At 61.9% G+C, this 19,340-nt stretch carries 17 protein-coding genes, 1 tRNA gene and 1 riboswitch; of the genes, 10 read left to right on the top strand and 8 right to left on the bottom strand.

Annotation, left to right across the window (positions count from 1 at the left end; all coding sequences use genetic code 11):
- Positions 1-321, top strand: a 321-nt coding sequence (locus tag D1641_RS16470) for a LysR family transcriptional regulator substrate-binding protein (RefSeq protein WP_160667637.1), incomplete at its 5' end; no start/stop codon positions are given.
- 231 nt (positions 322-552) lie between these two features.
- Here the strand turns inward: D1641_RS16470 and D1641_RS16475 are convergent.
- Positions 553-627 (bottom strand) — tRNA-Thr (locus D1641_RS16475).
- Positions 628-1,095: 468 nt separating this feature from the next.
- Here D1641_RS16475 and ald point away from each other — a divergent pair.
- From ald to D1641_RS16505, 7 genes are all read left to right on the top strand, one after another.
- Entirely contained in the window at positions 1,096-2,205 is a 1,110-nt protein-coding gene (ald, locus tag D1641_RS16480; RefSeq protein ID WP_160667639.1) for an alanine dehydrogenase, read from the top strand.
- 105 nt (positions 2,206-2,310) lie between these two features.
- On the top strand, positions 2,311-2,682 hold the full coding sequence (locus D1641_RS16485) for a DUF3870 domain-containing protein (protein ID WP_160667641.1): 372 nt from the start codon (positions 2,311-2,313) through the stop codon (positions 2,680-2,682).
- A gap of 42 nt (positions 2,683-2,724) precedes the next feature.
- On the top strand, positions 2,725-3,921 hold the full coding sequence (locus D1641_RS16490; protein ID WP_347707455.1) for a DUF819 family protein: 1,197 nt from the start codon (positions 2,725-2,727) through the stop codon (positions 3,919-3,921).
- A gap of 107 nt (positions 3,922-4,028) precedes the next feature.
- Positions 4,029-4,877, top strand: a complete 849-nt coding sequence (locus D1641_RS19570; RefSeq protein ID WP_243149436.1) for a hypothetical protein — start codon at positions 4,029-4,031, stop codon at positions 4,875-4,877.
- Positions 4,878-4,915: 38 nt separating this feature from the next.
- Complete coding sequence (locus D1641_RS19225) at positions 4,916-5,416, top strand: transglutaminase-like domain-containing protein (RefSeq protein ID WP_347707458.1); 501 nt, start codon at positions 4,916-4,918, stop codon at positions 5,414-5,416.
- 242 nt (positions 5,417-5,658) lie between these two features.
- Positions 5,659-7,041 (top strand): dipeptidase PepV, encoded by a 1,383-nt coding sequence (pepV, locus tag D1641_RS16500; protein WP_347707456.1) that lies wholly within the window; start codon positions 5,659-5,661, stop codon positions 7,039-7,041.
- Between the two features lie 20 nt (positions 7,042-7,061).
- Positions 7,062-8,150, top strand: coding sequence for a dipeptide epimerase (locus tag D1641_RS16505; protein ID WP_160667646.1), 1,089 nt, complete (start codon positions 7,062-7,064; stop codon positions 8,148-8,150).
- A 57-nt stretch (positions 8,151-8,207) separates the two neighbouring features.
- Here the strand turns inward: D1641_RS16505 and D1641_RS16510 are convergent, their stop codons facing one another.
- The 5 genes from D1641_RS16510 to D1641_RS16530 all read right to left on the bottom strand — a co-directional run bounded on the left by D1641_RS16510 (position 8,208) and on the right by D1641_RS16530 (position 13,923).
- Positions 8,208-8,711 (bottom strand): hypothetical protein, encoded by a 504-nt coding sequence (locus D1641_RS16510; RefSeq protein WP_160667648.1) that lies wholly within the window; start codon positions 8,709-8,711, stop codon positions 8,208-8,210.
- A gap of 397 nt (positions 8,712-9,108) precedes the next feature.
- On the bottom strand, positions 9,109-9,855 hold the full coding sequence (locus D1641_RS16515) for a DUF4230 domain-containing protein (protein ID WP_160667650.1): 747 nt from the start codon (positions 9,853-9,855) through the stop codon (positions 9,109-9,111).
- 112 nt (positions 9,856-9,967) lie between these two features.
- A complete protein-coding gene (locus D1641_RS16520; RefSeq protein WP_160667652.1) occupies positions 9,968-10,444 on the bottom strand; it encodes a zinc ribbon domain-containing protein in 477 nt (158 codons plus the stop codon).
- Positions 10,445-10,557: 113 nt separating this feature from the next.
- Positions 10,558-11,574 carry a membrane dipeptidase gene (locus D1641_RS16525; RefSeq protein WP_160667654.1) on the bottom strand — a complete coding sequence of 339 codons (1,017 nt, stop codon included), beginning with the start codon at positions 11,572-11,574 and terminating at the stop codon, positions 10,558-10,560.
- A 201-nt stretch (positions 11,575-11,775) separates the two neighbouring features.
- Entirely contained in the window at positions 11,776-13,923 is a 2,148-nt protein-coding gene (locus D1641_RS16530) for a Tex family protein (protein ID WP_160667656.1), read from the bottom strand.
- An 87-nt stretch (positions 13,924-14,010) separates the two neighbouring features.
- A riboswitch (cobalamin riboswitch) is annotated at positions 14,011-14,187 on the top strand.
- 26 nt (positions 14,188-14,213) lie between these two features.
- Here D1641_RS16530 and D1641_RS16535 point away from each other — a divergent pair.
- Together D1641_RS16535 and D1641_RS16540 are read left to right on the top strand one after the other, a co-directional pair.
- Positions 14,214-14,606, top strand: coding sequence for a DUF4430 domain-containing protein (locus tag D1641_RS16535; protein WP_160667658.1), 393 nt, complete (start codon positions 14,214-14,216; stop codon positions 14,604-14,606).
- A 4-nt stretch (positions 14,607-14,610) separates the two neighbouring features.
- Positions 14,611-15,117 carry a hypothetical protein gene (locus D1641_RS16540; protein ID WP_347707457.1) on the top strand — a complete coding sequence of 169 codons (507 nt, stop codon included), beginning with the start codon at positions 14,611-14,613 and terminating at the stop codon, positions 15,115-15,117.
- Positions 15,118-15,935: 818 nt separating this feature from the next.
- On the opposite strand, the gene D1641_RS16545 is transcribed toward D1641_RS16540, so the two are convergent.
- A complete protein-coding gene (locus D1641_RS16545) occupies positions 15,936-18,191 on the bottom strand; it encodes a hypothetical protein (protein WP_243149438.1) in 2,256 nt (751 codons plus the stop codon).
- Positions 18,192-18,363: 172 nt separating this feature from the next.
- On the bottom strand, positions 18,364-19,149 hold the full coding sequence (rlmB, locus tag D1641_RS16550; protein WP_160667660.1) for a 23S rRNA (guanosine(2251)-2'-O)-methyltransferase RlmB: 786 nt from the start codon (positions 19,147-19,149) through the stop codon (positions 18,364-18,366).
- Positions 19,150-19,340 lie beyond the last annotated feature (191 nt).

Below are 19,340 nucleotides of genomic sequence, written 5' to 3' on the forward strand. Positions count from 1 at the left end.
GGGAAGAACTTTATCCTCTTGAAAGAGGGAAACGACAGCCATGACCGCGTTTTGAAGATTTGCAGGAATGCCGGCTTTGATCCGCAGATTTCTCTGCGTGTGACCCAGATGATGACGGCCTATTACCTGGTGTGCGAGGGGCAGGGCCTTACGTTCCTCCGCTCCACCATCCCACAGCATGTTGTGCCTACCAATCAAGTGGTGTTCTACCAGCTGGATGACCCGCTGGCGGTACGGGATATTTACCTGTCCTACACCAAGCACAAGGCCAGCCCAATTCAGCAGGAGCTGGTTGAGTTTATGAAAGACAGCATTTTTTGATGGAACGCCGCCGTGTCCAAGCATATGATTAGCTCCTATACGCACTGGCAGCCCTGAAAATACTCCGCGAACTTCAGCCCAATCTCATGAGCGGCTTCAAAATCCAGCGGATCGTCTGGGGAGAAGGACTAGACGATGTGGTAGTACCCTCGGCCATCAGTTTTGTGGAACTTTTTTCGCCGCTAAAAAGTTACAAAAATCCCAGAAAACCGCTTGATTTCCTGGGATTTTTGGAGCTAGCGGTGGGAATCGAACCCACAACCCCATCATTACGAGTGATGTGCTCTGCCATTGAGCCACGCTAGCGCAACATAAAGTATTATACCCAAGCTGACCCAATCCGTCAAGAGGCGATGACAATTTTCTGGCACTATTTTTGTAAGATTACAGGCAGTAATTGGCTTCTGGTCCACCCGGAACGAGGGGCGGGGATGTGGCAGCCTCGACTCAGAAACGCACAGGCGATCAAATTATTGAACAAAATTATAGCTTTACTAAAATATAAAATTGTATACTATACACAAACGACGTGAAGTTCACCAATTTATCCTTGACAAACACCTGGAATAGTTGTACACTATCACTATACTAAAAAATTCCAAATGATGATGCTGCTTCAAGTCATTTTGATGTGCTGTTTTCACATTCATTACCGTGACTGAAACCCAGCAGAAATAAACGGCAATGTGGTTATGTTTTCTTCCATGAGCTGCCGGTTATTTCTGTTGGATTTTTGTTATTTTGGAGATCTGGAAAAGGAAGGGGAGGTTTTCCATGATCATTGGTCTGCCGAAAGAGATCAAAAACAATGAATTTCGTGTAGGGCTCACTCCCGGCGCGGTCAGCGCCTATGTCCGGGCTGGGAACACGGTGCTGGTGGAGCAGGGGGCGGGGCAGGGCTCCGGTTTTTCCGACCAGGAGTATCTGGACGCCGGAGCCAGAATTGAGGCGTCTGCGGCGGACGTGTGGGCTCAGGCCGGCATGATTGTCAAGGTCAAGGAGCCCATCGAGTGTGAGTATCTTTACTTCCGCAAGGGAATGCTGCTGTATACATACCTGCACCTGGCCGCTGACGAGCCGCTGACGAGGGCCCTGCTGGAGTCCGAAGTGGATGCTGTGGCCTACGAGACCATCGCTGGCAGGGAGGGCGGACTGCCCTGTCTGGCCCCTATGAGCGAGATTGCCGGGCGGATGGCGGTGCAGGAGGGAGCCAAATATCTGGAGAAGACCTACGGCGGCCGGGGCGTGCTTCTGGCCGGCGTACCGGGAGTGGAGAAGGGCAATGTGGTTATCCTGGGCGGCGGCAACGTGGGCACCAACGCCTGCAAGATCGCCCTGGGCATGGGCGCCAATGTGACGGTGCTGGATGTGAACCTGCACCGGCTGGCCTACCTGGACGACATCTTTGACAAACGGCTGACCACCCTGTATTCCACCCGGGAAAATATCCGCAGAGCGGCGGCCCAGGCCGACCTGGTGGTGGGCGCGGTGCTGCTGCCCGGCCGGGCGGCTCCCAAGCTGCTGCTGCGGGAGGATTTGCACCTGATGAAGCCCGGGGCGGTGATTGTGGACGTGGCGGTGGATCAGGGCGGCTGTGTAGAGACCACCCGCGCCACCACCCACGACGACCCTGTGTTTATAGTGGACGGCATTGTCCACTACTGCGTGGCCAACATGCCCGGCGCGGTGGCCCGCACCTCCACCCTGGCCTTGGTCAACGCAACTCTGCCCTACGGCCTGGAGCTGGCCGCCAGGGGGCTGGAGGCCTGTAAGGCGGGCAGGGGCCTGCTGGCCGGACTGAACTGCTGCAAGGGCAGGTGCACCTTCCCCGGTGTGGCCGAGGCGCTGGGGCTGGCGTACACAGACCCGGCGACCCTGATTTGAGCTTCTCTCCAAAAGCGGTTGGCCGCTTTTGGAGCGCCTGAAGGGCGCTCCATGTTCCATCCACCCAGGGGCTGTCGGACGGCCCCGCCGAGTATGGGAGGCAGCATGAACGAGTATGAACTGGAGCGGGGCCCGGGCGGGGCGGAGACCCGAACCTATTTTGTCATCGGGGAATCCCGCACCAACGCGGACAACGCAATCACCACCATCTACGGCTCCTTCTATATGGCCTTTGAGGTCAGCGAGCTGACAGAGCAGGTTGTGGCGTTTGGCTGTACCCACACAATAGAGCTGACGGAGCAGTTTCTCCGCAAGCTCTTTTTGGGCCAGCACTTCCCCTCCATCGACACTTGGCTGGAGGAGGTCCTGGAGCGCCGCTACGGCGGTTCCTCCCGGAGAGCGGTGCTGGTATCCTACCGGGACGCCCTGAAGCGCTACCGGGCTATGCGGAGAGGAGGATGCCCCCAGAAAATTTAGGCAGGAAGACATAGCAAGCGAGAGAATAAAGGAGAGATCATTGTGTTTGTTATTGAAAACGGCTTTACCTACATCGCGTTTCTGATGTTCCTCAGCGGCGGCCTGCTGGCCCTGCAGAAGTACGCCAAGTGGAAGATTTTCGACATCATGCCCCCGCTGGTGTGGATCTACCTCATCGGTATGGTCTGCTGCACCGCCGGTATGTTCAACTCCGAGGGCGTCTCCGCCGCCTACGGCGTGCTGAAGAACAACCTGCTTTACGCCATGATCTTCGTCATGCTGCTGCGCTGTGACTTTAAGAAAATTGCCAAGCTGGGCGGTCGGCTCATCGCCATCTTCCTGGGCTGCTCGGTCACTCTGGCCATCGGCTTTATTATTTTCTATCCCATCCTCAAGGGCGCCATGGGCGGCGGCGAGAAGACCTGGGCCGCCACCGCCGCGCTGTACGCCTCCTGGGTGGGCGGTTCGGCCAACATGGCCGCTATGGAGCGGACCTTTGAGGCCTTCATGGACGAGGGCGCCTACGGCTGCGCCTTGGCGCTGGATACTGTGTGCTACTCCGTGTGGATTGCCCTGCTGCTGCTGATGGTGAAGCACTCCAGCAAGTGGAACAAGGCCGTCAAGGCCAACACCTCCAAGTTGGACGCCCTGGCCGCAGCCGCCAACGCCGAGGTGGCCCAGGAGAAGAAGCATGCCACCGGCGCCGACTGGGTGTTCCTCATCGGCCTGGCCCTCATTGTCTCCGCCATCTCCCAGAAGGTGGGCATCGCCATGAACAACGGCTTTAAGTCCGTGGGCCTGGCTATGTTTGACAAGGGCACCTGCACCACCGTGTTCGTCACCGTTCTGGGCCTGATTTGCGCCATGACCCCCTTGGGCAAGCTGCCCGCCATTGAGGAGCTGTCCACCGTGCTGCTGTACGCTGTGGTGGCCATGCTGGCCTCCCAGGCTCCGCTGAACGCCCTGCTGGACGCCCCCATGTGGGTGCTCTACGGCTTCCTGATTCTGGTGGTCCATGTGGTGCTCATGTTTGTCCTGTCCAAGATCTTCCATTGGGACCTGTGCATGGTGTCCACTGCCTCGGTAGCCAACATCGGCGGCTCCGCCTCCGCTCCCATCATCGCCTGCGCCTATGACGACTCCTTCGCCGGCATCGGCGTGCTGATGGGCGTGCTGGGCGCTGCCATCGGAAACTTCCTGGGAATGGGTATGGGCTGGATTCTGCAGGTGCTGGCCTAGCCAACCCAATACCTGCCCAATCTATTTGCTGAGAAAGGGCCCCGCCCCGGTGGGGGCGGGGCCCTTTTTACGCCGGGGACTGAATCACCGGGAAAAGGAGACAGATTATGAGTGTCAACGACGCCTTCCGCAGCCTGAACGTGGGCCTGCCGGAGGACATTCTGCGCCGGAAGCTTTTTGGGGACCTTAAGGGGGCCGTCCGGCTCATCGACCGGCGGCTGGCCCGGCCGGACCTGCCCCAGGGCCTTCGGGACTGCATGACCGCCCAGCGGGAGATGATGCTGCGCACCCCGCCGGACTACCCCTTTACCCGGGACCAGGCCCTGGCCCGGGTGCGGAAGCACATTCCGGACTTCTCCGAGGAGGAGTTTGACCAGCGGGTGGACGACGGCAAAATCGGCTGGATTTATTTGGGGGGTGAGCCCCACTACTTCGCCCGGTTTTTCGAGACCATGTGCAAGGCGGACTACCAGTTTGCCCGCCGGGCGGGGGTACAGCTCCATGGAGTGGAGAGCGTGGCCGGTGTCTCTGGCAAGGAGGACCGGCTGGAGCGGTGCACCCGGCTGATGATGGAGCGGGGGAGCCTGTCCAACCGCATCCGCATTCAGGCTGAGCTGCGGCTGAAGGATGAGCTCTTCACCCCCGGCATGTTCCTCCGGGCCCATCTGCCCATCCCAGCCGCCTGCGGACAGCAGAGCGATATTGTCATTGAGGAGATGACCCCCGCAGGGGGGCTGCTCTCCCCGGCGGACGCCCCCCAGCGCACCCTCTGTTGGGAGGGGACCTGGGAGGAGAACCCCACCTTCTCCGTCATCTACTCCTATGTCCACACCGCCAAATTCCACGACCTGTCCCGGCCGGGGACACAGGCGCCCGCCGGAGAGGGGGAGCTTGCCCCCTTCCTGGCCGAGGAGCCCCCTCACATCGCTATCTCAGGGCGCTGGCGGCCCAGCTGACGGAGGGGACGGAGGACCCGCTGGAGAAGGCCCGGCGCATCTATGACTTTATCACCCTGAACATGAAATACACCTTTATGCCCGCCTACTTCGGCCTGGAGAACATCGCCGAGAACTGCGCCCGCAGCTTCACCGGGGACTGCGGAGTGTTTGCCCTGCTGTTTATCACCCTGTGCCGCTGCGCGGGGGTCCCGGCCCAGTGGCAGAGCGGCTTGACCGCCGAGCCCGACTTCTGCGGCGGCCACGACTGGGCCCGGTTCTATGCGCCGGGGTACGGCTGGCTGTATGCCGACCCCTCTTACGGCACCGCCGCCGTCCGGGCGGGGAAGGAGGAACGCCGGAAATTCTACTTCGGCAATCTGGACCCCTACCGCATGGTGGCCAACCGGCAGTTCCAGGCCCCCTTCACCGTGGACAAGGCCCACTGGCGGGCCGACCCCTACGATAACCAGGTGGGTGAGCTGGAGACGGCGGACCGGGGGCTGCGGTATGACGAGTTTGACCGCGCCAAGGAGGTCCTGCTGTGTGAGGAGCTGTGACGGGGGAGCTTTCTTTTCTCTCCTTTGAACAGGAAAGAAAAGAAAGGAAACTTTAGCTGTTAGGCGCTGTTTGAAAAATGGAAATATGCACAGCAGCGAGGGATTTTTTTCGCCAGACAAACACAATTTTTCGCAGGAATACTGGATGTATTTCAAGAAAAATTGGGGCGGTATGGCGGAAAAAGGCCCGCCCCTTGGGCGTATTGACATTTTTCAAACAAGCCCTATAGTATGGATGAGGAGTGACCGTATTGGAGCTGTATGAGCTGATTGAACAGAGCAAGGATGATTTGATTCGGGATTTGCAGGGCTGCATCCGGATTCCCAGCGTGGAGGCCAAGGGGGAGGGCGGCTGGCCCTACGGCGAGCAGGTCCACCGCTGTCTGCACTACATGCTGGACACCGCCCAGAGGCTGGGCTTCGCCGTCCACAACATGGACGAGCAGGTGGGCTGGTGTGAATACGGCCAGGGGGAGGAGATGGCGGCCGTCCTCTGCCACCTGGACGTGGTCCCCGAGGGGGACGGCTGGACCGTCCCGCCCTATGAGGGCCAGGTCGCCGGCGGCCGCATCTACGGCCGGGGCACCATGGACGACAAGGGCCCCGCTCTGTGCGCCCTCTACGCCCTGAAGGCCGTCAAGGACGCCGGCCTGCCCATGAGCCGCCGGGTGCGCATCCTCTTCGGGCTGAACGAGGAGACGGGCAGCGCCGACATGAAGTACTACACCACCCATGGCGGGGAAATCCCGGTGATGGGTATCACCCCGGACGGGGAGTATCCGGTCATCAACGGGGAGAAGGGTCTGGTGACCCAGTTCTTCGCCAAGACGTTCCGCCAGACCGGGGATATCCGCCTGCTGGAGCTGAGCGGCGGCACGGCCCATAACATCGTCCCCGCCCAGGCGGCCGCTGAGCTGACCTGCTCCCGGGAGCTGGCGGAGAAGGTCGCCGCCCGCCGGGTGAACAAGGTGAGCTGCGTTCTGACAGAGAGGGGCGTCCGTGTGGAGGCCGAGGGCGTGGGAGCCCACGGCGGCACCCCCGGCGAGGGGGAGAACGCCATCGGCAGGCTCATGCTCTTCCTGTCCGCCCTGCCCCTGGAGGGGGACCTTAAAGCGGTGGTGGACCTGCTGGCCGGTCGGCTGGGTATGGAGTATGACGGCCGGTCGCTGGGCATTTCCATGTCCGATGAGCTGTCCGGCCCCCTGACTGTGAATCTGGGAGTGGCCCGGCTGGAGGGGGACGAGCTCACTGTCAAGGTGAACTACCGCTACCCGGTCACCCGGCACTTTGAGGAGTGCGGGCCTCAGGTAAAGGCCGCCTTTGAGGGGGCGGGCTTCCATGAGACCTACCTGATGCACAAGGCCGCCCTCTACATGCCCGCAGACAGCCCCCTGGTGGGCAAGCTGATGAAGGTCTATTCTGAATACACCGGCGACCATGCCGCCGCCCCCAAGTGCATCGGCGGCGGAACCTACGCTAAGATGATTCCCAACACCCTGGCCTTCGGGCCCATCTTCCCCGGGGACGAGGTGCGGGAGCACAAGCCCGACGAGTATATGGAGCTGTCCCGCCTGATGGACAACACCAAAATTTTGGCCAGCGCCATCTATGAGATGGCGCGCTGATACAGAAAAGGAAGGATTTTATGAAAATCACAGAGGTAAAACTGGGCAGAATCTCTGTCCCGCTCCGCGTCCCCTTTAAGACCGCCGTGCGGTCCGTCGACAGTGTGGAGGATGTGATTGTGGAGATTCACACCGACACCGGCGCCGTGGGCTACGGCGAGGCGCCCCCCACCGGCGCTGTCACCGGGGACACCACCGGGGCCATTGTGGGCGCCATTCAGGACCACATCGCCAAGAGCATTGTGGGCCGTGACGTGGACGACTTTGAGGATGTAATCCAGACCGTCCAGAAGTGCATTGTGAAGAACACCAGCGCCAAGGCTGCGGTGGACATGGCCCTGTGGGACCTGTACGGCCAGCTGTACAAAATTCCCGTGTACAAGCTGATGGGCGGGGCCCGGAAGCAGATCGTCACCGACATCACTATCAGCGTCAATCCCCCGGAGGAGATGGCCCGGGACGCGGTGAACGCGGTGGAGCGGGGTTATGACACCCTGAAAATCAAGGTGGGGGCCAACCCGGAGCTGGACGTGGCCCGGCTGGCCGCCGTCCGCCAGGCGATCGGGGACAAGACCCGCATTCGCATCGACGCCAACCAGGGCTGGGAGCCCAAGCAGGCCGTCCGGCTGCTGAACCAGATGCAGGAGAAGGGGCTGGACATCGAGTTTGTGGAGCAGCCCGTAAAGGCCCACGACTTTGAGGGCCTGAAGTATGTCACCGAGCGGTCCTACGTCCCCGTTCTGGCCGACGAGAGCGTGTTCTCCCCCGAGGACGCCCTGACCATCATGCAGATGGGGGCGGCCGACCTGGTAAACATCAAGCTGATGAAGTGCGGCGGGCTGTACAACGCCCTGAAAATCGCCTCCGCCGCCGAGGTCTACGGGGTAGAGTGCATGATCGGCTGTATGCTGGAGGCCAAGATTTCAGTAAACGCCGCTGTTCACCTGGCCTGCGCCAAGAAAATCATCACCAAGATCGACCTGGACGGTCCGGTGCTGTGCAGCGAGGACCCCATTCTGGGCGGCGCGGTGTTCCAGGAGCAGCTGATTACCGTCTCCGACGAGCCTGGCCTGGGCATCAAGGGCGTGGAGGGCATCCAGTATCTGTAAGCTGAGCGCCTTGCCAATGCAGCAAAAATGAGGTCTCCCGCCGGGAGACCTCATTTTTTATGAGCGCTTGAACCCCAATCCATCTTGTATGGCCTTCATGGTCTCGTCGTCGAAGCGATAGCTGAAATCCCGAATGCTGAGGGTGGACCCCTTCTTGCGGTACAGCCACATGACGGCGGAATTGCGTATTTTCTGCTTCATGGTGTAGGCCTTGCCGGGCGTCCCCGGATAGTATACCACGTCCTTCAGATTCTCATAGGATACGCGCTTGCCGTTCAGCACCAGGCCCCGCAGATAGAACTGCGCTCCGGCGCCCCCGGACTTTTTGGGAATCTCCACAATAAGCTCTCCAAATTCCTGGTCAGACGCGCCCCGGGCCTTGGGACCGCTCCACTCCAGCACGGTCTGTCCCCCGTGGCGCTGGCGCTGCTCCTCCGCTTTTGCCTGACGGCTGCGCTGGCTTGCGTACCAGCCGCGCAGGAAGCTGACGATCAGAACGATGCCGATCACGACGATAATCAGGGGCAAAAGGTTAATCAAAACAGCCAAAACTTGAATCATTGTAACACCTCCTTCCGATACATCCCGAATTTCCGGCAGCTCCAGGGGCATTCCGCCCCTGGATGGCCGGAAGAAAGCAAAAACACCGCGTAGGCAAGCCCGCGCAGTGTGAAAAAATATTCCACCTAACAAAAAATGGCAGGAACAAATACGGCAAAGGCACCCTTGCAAATAAGGGTGGAATGTCGTATAATATTCCATGCGGAAACGGTTGAGGCCGTTGTATAGGTGGGGTTTCACCTGTGCAGGCTTGCGGGTGCGCCAACACCCGTAAGCCGCCGCATTTTTGTTTTCCTGTCGATTATAGCACGAAAAATCTGCCAATGCAAGGCCGCATTGGATAAAACAGTCAAAAAGTTCTGCCCCGCCCCTCCGGAGGAGAGAGGCGGGGCCAGGTTTATTTTACTGTCAACTTGTAGGTGTCCATCCCCGGGATCAGGGAGAGGAAGGACTGGACAATTCGCTTTGCCTCCGTGTTGGCGTTGGTGAGGACGCCCCGGCCGATGGCCTTCTGCTCCATGTCGGCCTTCTGGCCGCTGACGAACTCGTTGTAGTTCTCGATGGAGATGGGGTTAAAGACGTTGTTGGTCTCGTCCAGGACCACAAGCGTGTCCTCAAAGGTCTCGTGGGAGACGATTTGGCTCTTGGGCAGGGTGACGGTGACGGTGCGGGCGGCCTCGTCCACATCGACGCGGGCCTGGCTCAGGTCCACCCCCACCTTGATCCGCCCGTCGTAGGCGATGATAAAGCGCTTGGCGGTGAAGGGGATGCCGATGTCCTGGCCGATGATGGTGATCTGATTCCGGTTTTCGTACTTGCCCGAGTTGGTGTAGATGTACTCGGTGGTAACCAGCTCCTGGAGGGCGGTGAGCCTGTCGCTGACCAGGCTGTTGGTAATGACGGGCTTGGCCTCGTGAATCAGGCGGTCCTCCTCCTCCTTCCGGGCCGCCTCCTTCCGCATGGCCTCGATGGTCTCCCGCTGGAGCTGGAGCTCCGCCGCCATGTCTCTTCGGGCCTCCCGGGCGGAAAGGGCGGCGCAGCCCAACAAGACAGCGGTCAGCACAAGCAGAGCTACCAGAGCCCAGGGGAACCACCTCTTCTGCCAGAGTTTAGGTACGGGCCGCTCTAATTCCAGTCTGCTCACGGCGAAAACCTCCTCGCGTTTTTGCTGCTCCTGTCGATAATACCACAATTTTGCCCAAGAGGCAAGACAGCCCCGTCTTTTCCAGTTGGAGGGACAGGGCTTTTTTATCCGATTACCAATTTCGATCCTGATAGGGGGTGTCCTCCACGCCCTGGGCCTGGAGCTTTTTCACCAGCCGGTCCAGCGGGCCCTTCCACAGCGCCTTGAACCAAGCCGTCCCGCCGACCCGGCGCACCAGCGCGGGGCTGACAGCGTAGTACAGCCGGATGAAGGCCCGGCCGGGGAGGGAGGCGGCCAGCCGGTTGTCCCGGAAGCGGCGGAGGGTCCAGACCTGGGGGCAGTCGTAGGAGCCATAGACCGCCGTTGCGACGTAGCAGCCGCCCTTCTTCTGCGCGGTTTTGCTGGGGACATAATCGTCGTCGTCGTTATCTCTCTGGAGGGGGATGGGCTCCGCCTTGGAGGGTGCCTGCCGCTGCTTTTCCAGATCCTGAATCAAACGGAGCTCAGCATCCAATGTTGCGCCGCAGTAGGTGCAGAATGTGCGGGAGTCCTCGTTGATACGGTGGCATTCCGGACAGCGTTTTGACATAATCATACTCCTTTTCGGGGCGGGCTGAAAAAGTGCCGCTGTACTGGCCCTGCCTGTACTATATCCAGATTATAACAGATTTTTGGCCGGTTTACAAGAGAGATTTGGATATTCTACCAAATTTTTCGGAAAAATCCCAGGGCATTTTTCCACAGAATACCCTCCGCCAGTTCAGTGGAGAGCCCCCGATCCAACAGATACGGATACAGCCCGGCAAACCGTTCCGGGCTGTCCAGACCGGGGGGGAAGTCGGCGCCGTCAGCGTCGGAGCCCAGGGCCAGACAGCGCTCCGCACCCAGCTCCAGAAGGTGCTCCACATGGCGCCACAGGTCGTCCAGGCCGGCGGGGCGGTCCCCGGTGTGCAGAAAGTCCACACAGTAGTTCAGTCCAATCAGGCAGCCCCGGCGGACCATCTCCCTGATCTGTTCGTCGGCGAGGTTGCGCCGGTGTCCGCACACCGCCCGGGCGTTGGAGTGGCTGGCAACAAAGGGTCTTGACGCTGTCTTGAGGAGGTCGTTAAAGCCCCTGTCGTTTAAATGGGACACGTCCACCAGAATGCTGTGTTCCTCCAGTGCCCGGACAGCCTCCCGCCCGAAGGAGGACAGGCCGTGGTCCGTCCCGCTCCCGGAGCCAATCTCGTTTTCTCCGTTCCAGGTGAGGGTGACCATCCGGACTCCGTCCCGGGCCAGGGTCTCCACCCGGTCCAGCTGTCCGGCCAGGGCGGAGCCGTTTTCCACCGTGAGGACGGCGGCGGCTTTGCCCTGCGCCCAGGCGGATTCGATGCTGTCGGCGGTGTGGCAGGGGAGGACCTTGTCCGATAGAGCCTCCATCTGCCGGGAAAAGCTGCGCCGGTGCAGGTCGTAGCAGGAGACGGCCTCCTCCTGAATCAGGCCGTCCGGGATGAAGATGGCGCAGCACTGGCACCAGTGCACCCCCTCCGGAATGGCGGACAGGGAGAAGTGCCGGCCGGGTAGGTCCAGGGTGTTGGTTTCGCGGACCCGGTCCGCCAGGGCGGAGGCGGTCTCCCTGCGCCGGGCCGGATCCCGGAGGGCGGCCAGCAGGGGGGCGTCCTCCGGGCGCAGGGCGGTGAGGGTGTCGCAGTGCAGGTCGATCAGGGCGTAGGGAAGCATGTGGTCACTCCTTTTTGCAGACTGAATGGATACGCCAAAAGCCTCCCTTCGCAAAAAGGGAGGTGGCATCTGCGAAGCAGATGACGGAGGGTTTTCCTATGAGGAAACGTATCTGTTCCTGTCAGGAGAAACCCCCACCCGCTCCGCGGGAGCCCCCTTTTCGAAGGGGGCCCTTGCATCTCTACAGAATATGCGGAACGATCACGGTTTTTTCATGGTCAGGGAGATACGCTTCTTTTTCTCATCCACCTCCACGACCCAGACGGTAATCACGTCCCCCACGCTGAGCAGCTCGGAGGGGTGGCGTACCCGGCGGGGGAGCTTGGAGATGTGGACCAGGCCGTCCTGGTGGACGCCGATGTCCACAAACACGCCGAAGTCGATGACGTTGCGCACCGTCCCCTGAAGCTCCATGCCCGGCTTTAAGTCCTTGGCCTCCATCACGTCGGTGCGGAGGATGGGGGGCGGCAGCTCGTCCCGGGGGTCCCGGCCGGGCTTGGACAGCTCCTTCACGATGTCGGCCAGGGTGGGAGCCCCGGCCCCACAGGTCTCGGACAGGGCTTCATAGCCGATGCCCTCCGCCCTGGCTTTCAGCTCCGCAATGCTCCCCGCCTTCACGTCCTCCAGGGTATACCCGCAGGCGGTGAGCAGCTTCTCCGCCGCGCTGTAGCTCTCCGGGTGGACGCCGGTGTTGTCCAGCACGCTCCTGCTCTCCGGCACCCGGATGAAGCCGGCGCACTGCTCAAAGGCCTTGGGCCCCAGCTTGGGCACCTTTAAGAGGCCCTTCCGGGTGGTGAAGGACCCGTTCTCCTCCCGGTACTTCACCAGGTTTTTGGCGGTGGCAGCGGTGAGGCCGCTCACCCGCTGGAGCAGGGAGGGGGAGGCGGTGTTGGCGTCCACCCCCACCGCGTTGACGCAGTCCTCCACCACTCCGTCCAGGGTCTCGCCCAGCCGGGCCTGGGGCATATCGTGCTGGTACTGGCCCACGCCGATGGCCTTGGGGTCGATCTTCACCAGCTCGGCCAGGGGGTCCTGGAGCCGCCGGGCGATGGACACGGCGCTTCTCAGATTGACGTCGAACTGAGGAAACTCCTCGGCGGCCAGCTTGGAGGCGGAGTAGACCGAGGCCCCCGCCTCGCTGACGATCATGTAGCTCACGCCCCCGCCTGTTTTATGGATCAGCTCCACCGTCATCTGCTCGGTCTCCCGGCTGGCGGTGCCGTTGCCGATGGCGATGTGCTCCACCCCGTGCTTTTTAATGAGAGCGGACAGCTTGTCGATGCACTCCTGCTTCTGCCGCTGGCCGTGGGTGGGGTAGACCACCGCCGTGTCCAGCACCTTGCCGGTGCCGTCCACCACGGCCACCTTGCAGCCCATGCGATAGCCCGGGTCCAGGCCCATGGTCACCTTCCCCTTGACGGGGGGCTGCATGAGCAGGGGCTTCAGGTTCAGGGCAAACATGTGGATGGCCCCCTCGTTGGCCTGGTCGGTGAGGGTGTTCCGGATCTCCCGCTCCATAGAGGGCTGGATGAGCCGGTCGTAGGCGTCGTCCGCCGCTGCCCGGACAAAGTCCATGGCTGCCCGGTTGGGGACGGTCATCCGCCGTACGGCGATGTGGGCGGTCTCCGGGTCCAGCTCCACCGAGACCTTCAGAACATTCTCCCGCTCTCCCCGGTTGACGGCCAGCACCTGATAGCCCTGGACCCGGCTCACCGGCTGTTTGAAGTCGTAGTACAGGCGGTAGACCGTATCCTCCGGCTCCTTGTCCGCCGCCCTGGATACCAGCAGGGCCCGGCGCAGATACAGCTCCCGCAGCTCCTTGCGGATGTCGGCGTCGTCTGAGATCATCTCGGCGATGATGTCGCTGGCCCCCTGGAGGGCGTCTGCCGCCGTCTCCACCCCCTTCTCCGGGTCGATGTAGTCCCGGGCGGCCTCCTCCATGTCCACAGGGGGGCCGAAGGCGAAGGCCAGCTGAGCCAAGGGCTCCAGCCCCTTCTCCCGGGCGACGGTGGCCCGGGTGCGCCGCTTCTGCTTGTAGGGTCGGTACAGGTCCTCCACCTCGGCCAGGGTGGACGCCCCGTCGATGGCGGCGGACAGCTCCTCGGTGAGCTTGCCCTGGTTCTCGATAGAGGTTTTCACCTCCGTTTTCCGGGCGTCCAGGTTGCGCAGGTACTGGAGGCGGTCGGCCAGCTGGCGGAGGAGCTGGTCGTCCATGGAGCCGTGAAGCTCCTTGCGGTAGCGGGCGATAAAGGGGATGGTGGCCCCCTCGTCGATGAGCCTGACCACGTTTTCCACGTGCTCTTCGGTGCGGCCCAGCTCCCGGGCCAGGGCTTGGATCATTGCGTCCATAGTTTTTCTCCTTGGTGTAATAGAGTCAGGAAACAGTTTACCGTAAATTTTGGAAAAAGTCCAGTTGGCTTTTGGAAAGAGCTGTGGTATAATGTCTCCGCTCCAGGTGCCCGGCTGTCCCAAGCCGGGAGAATAGGGAAGAAATACACGGTCCCGCCACTGTGAGGGGGGAGCCGGGCCTCAAAGCGCCACTGGGAGACCGGGAAGGCGAAGCCCGGCGTTGAGCCTCGAGTCAGAAGACCTGCCTGGGGAAATAAACTGACGCCGCGAGAGACGGCGAGGAGGTAATTATGAGAGGAAACAAAAAGACGCTGTTTGCTGTGGCCGCTCTGGCGGTGGTTGCCGCCCTGATGCTGGGGCTGTGGCAGTTCACCCGGCCCCAGGCCCAGGCGGGGGACAAGACGGTGGTGGTGGAGGTGACCCACGGCGACGGGAGCTCCAAAAAGTTCACCTGCCACACCGACGCGGAGTACCTGGGCCAGCTGCTGCTGGCCGAGAAGCTGGCGGAGGGGGAGGACGGCGCCTACGGCCTGTTCATCACCACCGTAGACGGCGAGACTGCCCAGGACAGTCTGCGCCAGTGGTGGTGCGTCACCAAGGGGGGAGAGCGGGTGGATACCGGGGCGGACACCACCCCCATCGCGGACGGCGACCGCTTTGAGCTGACCATGTCCACCTATTAAAACCGTGGACAGAAGCTTACGGACGGCCAGCCGCCGGGTGGTCCTGTGCGCCCTGCTGGCGGCTGTGACCTTGGTGCTCCAGCTGGCCATGTCCCCCCTGCCCAATATCGAGCCGGTGTCCCTGCTGGTGATGGTCTACGCCCTGGTTTTCGGCCGGCAGGTGTTTTACATCATCTTTCCCTTTGTCCTGCTGGAGGGGCTGGTGTTCGGCTTCCACATCTGGTGGGTGAGCTACCTCTATGTCTGGCCCCTGTGGGCGGCGGCGGTGCTACTGCTCCGGCGGGGCGGGGACAGGCCCCCGATGGTCTGGGCTGTGGTCAGCGGAGCCTTCGGGCTCAGCTTTGGGGCGCTGTGCGCCCTGCCCTACCTGGCGGGGGGCCCCTGGGCCGCCCTGTCTTACTGGATAGCGGGCATCCCCTTCGACCTGCTCCACTGCGCCGGGAATTTCTTCCTGGCCCTGACCCTGGAAAGGCCCCTGTGCCAGCTGTTGAAACGGCTGAGAGAGGGATGACAATTTAAAAAATACTTGACATTTTGAGTTCCATAATCTATAATAATATTGTGGAACTCAAAAAGAGGTGAAAAGATGTCTCCACGAACAGGCAGGCCAAGGATGGAGAACCCCAAAAGGAACGACATCAAGGTCAGAATCGACGACTCGACGCTGGAATTACTTGATGAGTATTGCGGTATCCATGAGATAACGCGTGCGGAAGCAATCCGGCAAGGGGTGCTTTTACTTTTGGCACAAAAAAAAATAGAGTGCTGGCGGCCCTGACAAGCTGCGTCAACACTCTGTTTACCACTCCAAGGAGAGATGGTAAATTTAATTATACCACAACTCCTGGAGAAAACCAAGGAGTGAATGAGGCAGGGACAGGGTATTTGAACGAGTAAACATTCTGTTAATAAGTTGTGAACAAGACCATATCTGCGGCTGTTGATCTGAATAAAAATCCAATTTAATATATAGCTTTATGCAGCACAAAGCGAAAACTGGTACTGATGATTTACTTGGTTGCTGTCCTGAACCAGTTTTATTCATAATTTGTTTACTCATTCAATTACCCTGAGTCAGGGGAAGTGTCCTAAAGGCGCATTTAATCAAGTAGGGGGCGGCCTCCGCGCCGCCCCGCTCTTCTGGGACCGCTTATGCTCCGGGGGACGGGCCGGGGCGGAGCCCGGCCCCTACATAAAATCTGCGGAAAGGATACTCCTATGAGGCCGCCATTATTGATGCTGACCAGGGATTTCAAAAACGCCTGACTGCATGTCTGAAAGCAATCTGATTCACGAAGCGCCGCCCGATGGGCGGCGCTTTTGGCTGCTTTAGAACCGATGGGCCCAGCCGGAGAGGAACCAGACGGGGGCCAGCCAGGTGAGCATATAGACCAGAAGATTCAGCGGTGACAGGGAGGTATAGGCGCCCACGGAGGTGAGATAGGCGGTGAGCAGCACACCCAGCAGGGAGGCGGCGCAGCACAGCCAGGCCCCCAGCCGGGTGGCCCATCTCAGCCGTTTGGCAGCGGCGATGGCCTCTGCGAAGGGGAGCAGTCCCTCCCGGCACAGCAGGGCGGTGAGGACCCCCTCATGGATCTGATCCGGGTCAGACAGCTCCCGCCGGCGCTCCACCGGGGGGAATGCCATCTTGTCGGCGGCCAGCTTGAACCGCTGGTGGAGCATGGCGGGGATCAGATTGAAATCCCGGGTGGCAAGAATGGGCTCCACCTTCTCCAGGAACAGGGCCTCCAGGGCGGGAAAGACGGTGTCGGGCAGGACGTAGCTCAGGGCAAAGATACCCGCCAGCTTCCCGTCGATGGCGCAGAACACGGCGCTTTTCACGTTCAGCCCCTGGGGCAGCTTAATCTCCATCAGCTTCATAAAGGCAGCGGAGCCCACCAGCACCTGATCTCCCCGGATATTGGCGGACAGGCCGCCCCCCTCGTGACATTGCAGGCTGTCCGCCCGGCGGAGCAGACCGCCCATGGACCGCAGCTGATCGTGGAACAGCTGGCTCAGGCCGCTGCCTGCCTCCCGAATGAGGGTTGCGGTGTAGGCCACCACCCGCTCGGAGGGATAGTCGCCCAGAACCTTGAAGCCGTTGAGCTCCACATAGCCCGGCGGAAACAGGTCCCCGTCGGTGAGGAGCACGCAGCTGCCCCTGCGGGAGGCGGCAATCCCCGGCCAGCCGGCCAGGGCGGCGCCGCTGGGGCTGAGGCGGCGGGCAGTCTTGTGGAAGGTGCGGCCGAAGGCCAGGGAGGAGCCAAAGGCGGCGGCGGCAGTGAACTGGGCGGACAGGGCCCACAGCAGCCGCTCCGGGTGCCCGCCGCCCACCGAGACCTGGAGAGCGAAGGCCGCGCCGCCCAGCAGCAGCAGGGGGCAGATCCTCCGAAAGACCCGCTGAGCCCCGTCGTCGGCCTGGATTTGGCTGCCGAAGTCCTCAGGTGTGCCCGACCATTTGGCGTAGGTGTCCCGGTCGCTCCATACGCTGGGATCAAGGGTGACCCGGTAGGGGGAGGCGGAGGAGGAGGCGGCCCGGCAGCTGAGGCGCAGGCCGCAGCGCTTGTGATAGGACCCGTGGAGCAGGCAGAACAGCCCCGCCAGACAGACCAGCGTATAGGGCAGGCGGTCGGGGGGGACCTCTCCCAGGGCCAGGGCGGTCCCGTCGGCCAGGGTGAAGCCGCAGGCCAGGGCGGCCAGGGTGTCCATGCCGAATTTTAGAAAACAGGCCCGGGCGATGCCGGTGAGCAGCACGTCAAAAGCCAGCAGGACGCCAGCCCCCAGCAGTCCCACGGAGACCCAGCACTGGCAGTCAGGCCGGTCCAGGGGGGCGGTCCATACAAGCCCCAACAGGGGGGCCAGGGTCTGTCCCAGTGACAGGAGGGTGAGCAGAAAAATCAGCAGCGCCCGGGTGCGCATCCATTTCAGCCCCCGGCCGTATTTCCAGGCCAGCTTCTGGGGCGGGATGTCGGGGGGCAGCTTCTCCGGGCGGCGCTCCCGCCGCCAGAAGGGAGGGGGAGGGGGCTCGTCATCCAGCTCCTCCTGGTCGGTGCCCGGAATGAGGCGCTCCAGACGGCGTACCTCCATCTTGTCGATGGACTCGTCCTCCTCAAACATGTGTTCTGCATAGTCGTCCGCCTTCCGGTTTAGGTCCTTGATGAAGGCGGACAGGGGGCTTTCCTCTTTGGGGAAGGGGATCACGGGGGCGGGGGACCCCTCCTCTTCCTCCGGCTCGGGCTCCGGCGGCTCAGGGAGCTCCTCCTCCGGTTCGGGGAGCTCCTCCTCCGGCTCCGGGGCAGAGACCTCCTCCTCTGCCGGGGCGGGGCGGGTGCCGGGGAAGGCCACCACTCTGCCATGGGAGCGGGCCGGGCTCTCCGGTCTGGGCGCGGGCCTGGGGAGCTTGGACAGGTCGATGGTGTTGAAGCGCTCCTCAGGGTCCTCCGGCTGCTCCCGAGCGGGGGAGGCGGGGTGGCCGTACTCCGCCATGATGTCGTCCAGAGAGTAGTCCCCGCCGTCGGCGTCCCCAATCAGCGACTTGATGTCGATCAGCTCGCCCTTATTCAGTTTGTCGTCATTGTCGCGCATGGGTGGGACTCCTTAGTAGGGTGTAGGTTTGCTCCAAAAGCCTCCCTTCTCGAAGGGAGGGGGACCGCCGCCGAAGGCGGTGGTGGAGGGTTTTCTTCGCAAAGAACCCCCACCCGGCTTCGCCGGGAGCCCCCTTATGAGAAGGGGGCCTTTTTTGCCTGTGGACGGGGGATTATCCCCCCATCCTCTGCCTGACCGCCTCATAGAGCATCACGGCGGCGGCGGCAGAGGCATTGAGGGAGTTGATTTTGCCGAACATAGGGATAGACACGGTGAAGTCGCAGTTCTCCGTCACCAGCCGGCCCATGCCCGTCCCCTCGCTGCCGATGACGATGGCGGCGGGACCCTTCAGGTCGGCCTGATACAGGGGAGTGCTCCCGTCCATAGCGGTGCCGAAGACCCAGACCCCCTCCGCCTTCAGTTCCTTGAGCAGGGTGGGCAGGTTGGGCACCCGGGCCACGGGCACGTGGGCCACCGCCCCGGCGGAGGTCTTGCCCACGATGGCGGTGAGGCCGGCGGAGCGGCGCTTGGGGATAATCACTCCGTGGGCTCCGGCGGCGTCGGCGGTGCGGATGACCGCCCCCAGGTTGTGGGGATCGCTGAGCTCGTCGCACACCACAATTAAGGGGGCCTCCCCCTTCTCCCGGGCGGCGTTGAGGATGTCGTCCACGCTGGCGTACTCCCGGACGGCGGCCTGGGCGATGACTCCCTGGTGGGAGTGGGTGCGGCTCATGCCGTCCAGCTTGCGCCGGTCTGTGTCCACCACCACGATGCCCTTCTCCCGCGCGGCGGAGGCGATGTGTCCCAGGGCGGCGTCGGTCTCCCCCCTGGCGATGAAAATCTTGTCGATGGATACTCCGGCCCGCAGGGCCTCTGTGACTGCGTTGCGGCCCTCGATAATGCCGTCGTTCTCCTGCTCCACAGGGGCGGAGCGGCGCAGAGGGGGGCGTTTGTTCATGGCGTTCCAGTCCTTCCGGTGTCGAAATCACATATAAAATATACTATACCACATTTACCCGCCGGAGGGAAGTGGGAATTTTGGAAAGAGCGTGTCCAGTGGAAGATTTTATGTAGGGGCCGGGCTCCGTCCCGGCCCGTCTATCGGAACATGGGCACTTCCGGAAAAGCGGGCCGGGACGGAGCCCGGCC

This window comes from Colidextribacter sp. OB.20 (genome assembly GCF_009911595.1).
In the GTDB taxonomy this organism is placed as follows: Bacteria; Bacillota; Clostridia; order Oscillospirales; family Oscillospiraceae; genus Lawsonibacter.

Coding starts and splice junctions, on each gene's coding strand:
- D1641_RS16505 (WP_160667646.1), top strand. CDS start 7,062: ATGAAAATCACAGAGGTAAAACTGGGCAGAATCTCTGTCCCGCTCCGC.
- rlmB (WP_160667660.1), bottom strand. CDS start 19,149: ATGAACAAACGCCCCCCTCTGCGCCGCTCCGCCCCTGTGGAGCAGGAG.
- D1641_RS16545 (WP_243149438.1), bottom strand. CDS start 18,191: ATGCGCGACAATGACGACAAACTGAATAAGGGCGAGCTGATCGACATC.
- ald (WP_160667639.1), top strand. CDS start 1,096: ATGATCATTGGTCTGCCGAAAGAGATCAAAAACAATGAATTTCGTGTA.
- D1641_RS16535 (WP_160667658.1), top strand. CDS start 14,214: ATGAGAGGAAACAAAAAGACGCTGTTTGCTGTGGCCGCTCTGGCGGTG.
- D1641_RS16485 (WP_160667641.1), top strand. CDS start 2,311: ATGAACGAGTATGAACTGGAGCGGGGCCCGGGCGGGGCGGAGACCCGA.
- D1641_RS16525 (WP_160667654.1), bottom strand. CDS start 11,574: ATGCTTCCCTACGCCCTGATCGACCTGCACTGCGACACCCTCACCGCC.
- D1641_RS19570 (WP_243149436.1), top strand. CDS start 4,029: ATGAGTGTCAACGACGCCTTCCGCAGCCTGAACGTGGGCCTGCCGGAG.
- D1641_RS16530 (WP_160667656.1), bottom strand. CDS start 13,923: ATGGACGCAATGATCCAAGCCCTGGCCCGGGAGCTGGGCCGCACCGAA.
- D1641_RS16520 (WP_160667652.1), bottom strand. CDS start 10,444: ATGTCAAAACGCTGTCCGGAATGCCACCGTATCAACGAGGACTCCCGC.
- D1641_RS16510 (WP_160667648.1), bottom strand. CDS start 8,711: ATGATTCAAGTTTTGGCTGTTTTGATTAACCTTTTGCCCCTGATTATC.